Source organism: Citrobacter sp. wls827 (assembly GCF_005280875.1).
In the GTDB taxonomy this organism is placed as follows: Bacteria; Pseudomonadota; Gammaproteobacteria; order Enterobacterales; family Enterobacteriaceae; genus Citrobacter; species Citrobacter youngae.
This window is the reverse complement of the sequence record NZ_SZWR01000014.1, coordinates 58,239-62,745: the sequence shown is the minus strand read 5'-3', so window position 1 is coordinate 62,745 and position 4,507 is coordinate 58,239. Positions and strand designations below refer to the sequence as shown.

Annotated in this window: 4 protein-coding genes; 2 read left to right on the top strand and 2 right to left on the bottom strand. The window is 54.6% G+C overall.

The window, feature by feature from the left end; all coding sequences use genetic code 11:
• Window positions 1–69 (bottom strand): hypothetical protein (locus FDX03_RS23200; protein ID WP_001679811.1); only part of this gene is annotated, 69 nt, incomplete at its 3' end.
• A 12-nt stretch (window positions 70–81) separates the two neighbouring features.
• Complete coding sequence (fdnG, locus tag FDX03_RS09375) at window positions 82–3,132, bottom strand: formate dehydrogenase-N subunit alpha (RefSeq protein ID WP_086523526.1); 3,051 nt, start codon at window positions 3,130–3,132, stop codon at window positions 82–84.
• A 194-nt stretch (window positions 3,133–3,326) separates the two neighbouring features.
• On the opposite strand from fdnG, the gene fdhD reads away from it, so the two are divergent.
• Window positions 3,327–4,163 (top strand): formate dehydrogenase accessory sulfurtransferase FdhD, encoded by an 837-nt coding sequence (gene fdhD, locus FDX03_RS09370; protein WP_048214026.1) that lies wholly within the window; start codon window positions 3,327–3,329, stop codon window positions 4,161–4,163.
• A gap of 128 nt (window positions 4,164–4,291) precedes the next feature.
• Window positions 4,292–4,504, top strand: coding sequence for a DUF1471 domain-containing protein (locus FDX03_RS09365; RefSeq protein WP_003825262.1), 213 nt, complete (start codon window positions 4,292–4,294; stop codon window positions 4,502–4,504).
• The last annotated feature ends 3 nt before the right edge of the window (window positions 4,505–4,507 follow it).

Here is a 4,507-nt window from a genome sequence, read left to right as displayed (position 1 = left end):
CGCCTGAGGCGCGGGGGTGAAACCGTTAGTGGCGGAACGACGAATGATGTCTTGCGATTGATAAGCCATAGGTCGTCTCCGTTACACCTTTTCCACGTTCACGAGGAAGGACTTAAATTCCGGCGTCTGCGTGTTCGCATCACCGACGAATGGCGTTAACGTGTTAGCGATAAAGCCTTTTTTCGCCACACCTTCGTAGCCCCAGTGAATCGGAATACCGATGGTGTCGATATCCTGACCGTTGGCCTTCAGCGTGCGAATACGTTTAGTCACCACTGCTTTGGCTTTAATGTAGCCGCGGTTAGAGGAGACTTTGACGGTATCGCCATGAGAGATACCGAGCTTATTCGCCAGCTTCTCGCCAATTTCCACGAACTGTTCCGGCTGAGCGATGGCATTGAGCAGCGCATGCTTGGTCCAGTAGTGGAAGTGCTCGGTCAGACGATAGGTCGTACCGACGTACGGGAATTTATCTGCTTTACCCAGTGCTTCCGCGTCACCTTTAAAGATGCGCGCGGCAGGGTTAGAGATAACGTTCGGGTGCAGCGGGTTAGTCCCCAGCGGCGTTTCAAACGGCTCGTAGTGTTCCGGGAACGGACCTTCCGCCATCTTATCGATAGCAAACAGGCGTCCCATCCCTTCCGGCTGCATGATGAACGGCCCTACGTTGCTGCCAGGTGCGGCGGCACTGTAGTCCGGAATATCCATCCCGCTCCATTTCGCCCCATCCCATTTCAGGATCTGACGTTTTGGATCCCACGGATTCCCCTGCGGGTCAGCGGAGGCGCGGTTATACAGAATGCGTCGGTTGAGCGGCCACGCCCATGCCCAGCCCAGCGTGTTGCCAAGGCCTGATGGGTCGGCGTTATCGCGACGTGCCATCTGGTTGCCTTCCGGCGTCCAGCTACCGGCAAAAATCCAACAGCCGCTGGAGGTCGTGCCGTCGTCACGCAGTTGGGCGAACGAACTAAGCTGTTGGCCTTTCTTGACGATAACCGCGCCCGTTGCCGGGTCGGTAATATCGGCCAGCGCTTTACCGTTGCTCTCCATCGCCACTTCTTCCGAAGCCGGTTCGTGTGGTGTGGAGTAGTTCCAGGTCATGCTCAGCACCTGTTCCGGGTTCGCGCCACCCTGCTCGGCATACATCTTGCGCATGCGCAGGAAGATACCGGCGAGGATTTCACCATCGGTAACGGCAATCCCCGGGGCGTCCGCGCCTTTCCAGTGCCACTGCAACCAACGACCGGAGTTGACGATAGAACCGTTCTCTTCGGCGAAGCAGGTGGACGGCAGACGGAATACTTCGGTCTGGATTTTCGACGGGTCCACATCGTTCGACTCACCATGGTTCTGCCAGAAGGTAGACGTTTCGGTATTGAGCGGGTCGATGGTGACCAGGAATTTCAGTTTGGACAGTGAAGCCACGACCTTGTTTTTATTCGGGAATGACGCGACCGGGTTAAAGCCCTGGCAGATATAGCCATTCACTTTGCCCTGGTTCATCATCTCGAAGTACTGCAGCACGTCGTACCCTTTGTCCCACTTCGGCAGCAAGTCGAAGCCCCAGCTGTTTTCCGCTGTCGCTTTATCGCCAAAGAAGGCTTTCATCATTGAGACGAAGAATTTCGGGTAGTTGCCCCAGTAGTTCACCTGACCTTCAAGCAACGGTTTTGGCGTGTTGGCGGCAAGGTAGGTTTGCAGGTCAGTTTGTTTCTCGCTGGGCAGGGTCATATAGCCCGGCAGGCTTTGTGACAGCAGGCCTAAGTCGGTCAGACCCTGAATGTTGGAGTGACCGCGCAGGGCGTTAACACCGCCGCCGGCCATCCCCATGTTGCCAAGCAGCAACTGGATCATCGCCATGGTACGGATGTTTTGCGCACCAACTGAGTGCTGCGTCCAGCCGAGTGCATACAGGAACGACGCGGTTTTGTCTTTGACGCTGGTTTCTGCGATGTATTCGCACACTTTCAGGAAATCAGCCTTTGGCGTACCGCAGATGTTTTCTACGACATCCGGCGTGTAGCGGGAAACGTGCTGTTTCAGCAGGTTCCACACGCAGCGCGGGTGTTGCAGGGTGACATCGCGTTTGGCGAAGCCTTTTTCATCCAGCTCGTAGTTCCAACTGGTTTTGTCATACTTGCGTTTGTCCGCGTCGTAGCCAGTGAACAGGCCATCTTCGAAACCGTAATCCTCACGCACGATCAGGCTGGCGTTGGTATAGGCCTCAGTGTATTCGCGGTTGAATTTTTCGTTGTTCAGCAGGTACAACAAGACGCCTGACAAGAAGGCAATGTCAGTACCGGAACGAATCGGCGCATAGAAATCAGCTACCGCTGCGGTTCGCGTAAAGCGAGGATCGATAACAATCAGCTTCGCGCCGTTGTGTATTTTGGCTTCCATCGCCCAGCGGAACCCGACCGGGTGAGCTTCAGCGGCGTTACCGCCCATCACCACAACGAGGTTGGCGTTTTTAATGTCGACCCAGTGGTTGGTCATCGCACCGCGACCAAATGTTGGAGCAAGACTTGCTACCGTTGGTCCGTGTCAGACGCGTGCCTGGTTGTCGACCGCGAGCATACCGAGCGCGCGGGAGAATTTTTGCGTTAAATAGCCGGTTTCGTTACTGGAAGCGGAAGCACACAGCATCCCGGTGGAAAGCCAGCGGTTAACGGTTACGCCTTCGGCGTTTTGTGCAACGTAGTTTGCGTCGCGGTCTTCTTTCATCAGCTTAGCGATGCGGTCAAATGCCTCATCCCAGCTAATCTGTTGCCACTTATCAGAGCCTGGTGCGCGGTATTCCGGGAATTTCAGGCGGCTTTCGGAGTGGATGAAGTCCACAAGTCCTGCCCCTTTCGGGCACAGCGCGCCACGGTTCACCGGGTGATCCGGGTCCCCTTCGATATGGAAGATGGATGCTTTGGCGTTTTTTGCTCCGTCACCGAGACTGTACATTAACAGTCCACAGCCAACGGAACAGTAAGTGCAGGTGTTACGGGTTTCGCGGGTGCGCAGCAGTTTATATTGCCGTGTTTCCGCGAGCGCTACGCCGGGTGCAAAACCCAGTGCCGCTGCCGTGGTGCCTGCCATACCGCCAGCGCAGATCTTAAAGAACTGCCTTCTGCTGACCTGCATGGTTCGCTCCTTGTTTCGACATTGTCACGTTCCCTTCACTTTTCCGTTACTCGAGCGCGAGGGAAGTGGTTGTTATTTTTCTTTGCGGACGGGACCGCAAAGGTCCAGAATTGGGTGAATTTCCCTCCGTCCAGGAGGGGTTTGTAAAGAATACCACAATGTTGGTATGTGTGTTCCAATATGGTTAAAAGAAAGTGAATAAAATCCATCAAGAAGAAGTCAAAAATGTGATGAATTGTGCAGGATCGCGTCAGTTGACTCTCTGGAAACGCGAGGATTTGCAACATCCTCAGCCAGATGAGGTCGCTGAAGAAGTGCCGGTTGCGCTGGTTTACAACGGGATTTCGCACGTGGTGATGATGGCGTCACCGAAAGATCTTGAGCACTTTGCGCTGGGCTTTTCACTTTCTGAAGGCATTATTGAGCGCCCGCAGGATATCTACGCCATGGAAGTGGTTCCTTCCTGTAACGGATTAGAAGTGCAGGTTGAGCTGTCCAGTCGTCGATTTATGGGGCTGAAGGAGCGGCGTCGTGCACTGGCCGGTCGTACCGGTTGTGGCGTTTGCGGCGTTGAACAACTCAATGACATTGGCAAGCCGGTCCAGCCTCTGCCGTTTACCCAGACATTCGATCTGGCACATCTCGATAACGCCTTAAGGCATCTCCCTGATTTCCAGCCCGTGGGGCAACTGACAGGCTGCACGCACGCGGCTGCCTGGGTACAGCCGTCAGGCCATCTGGCGGGTGGACATGAAGATGTCGGGCGTCATGTGGCGCTGGATAAACTGCTGGGACGACGTGCTATCGAAGGGGAAGCCTGGCGGGCGGGCGCAGTATTAGTCTCCAGCCGCGCCAGCTACGAGATGGTGCAAAAGTCGGCGATGTGTGGCGTGGAGATCCTGTTTGCTGTCTCAGCCGCGACAACGCTTGCCGTAGAAGTTGCCGAACGTTGTAACCTGACGCTGGTGGGTTTTTGCAAACCGGGCAGGGCGACGATCTACACCCATCCGCAGCGGTTGATCGCTGAGTAATAAGTGTTCAGTTAATTTGAATAAGATAGGCAAATCCTTCCGCTTTTAGTTGCGTGATATGAAGGCTACTATTTATCACATCAAGGCACGGTGCCTTACTCAAACAACTAAGTGAAAGGGTTTATATCATGAAAAGCATCAAAACTTTTGTCGCAGTTATCGCTCTGGCTACGTCTTTCGGTTCTTTCGCTGCTCAGACAGTTACCGCAACCGGTTCTACGCTGGAAAGCGCTGAAGCAAAAATTGCCGCTCAGGCTGAACGCGCAGGCGCCAGCGATTACAAAATCACTCAGGCATACACCGGCAACCGCGTGCACATGACTGCTGAACTGCTGAAATAAGAG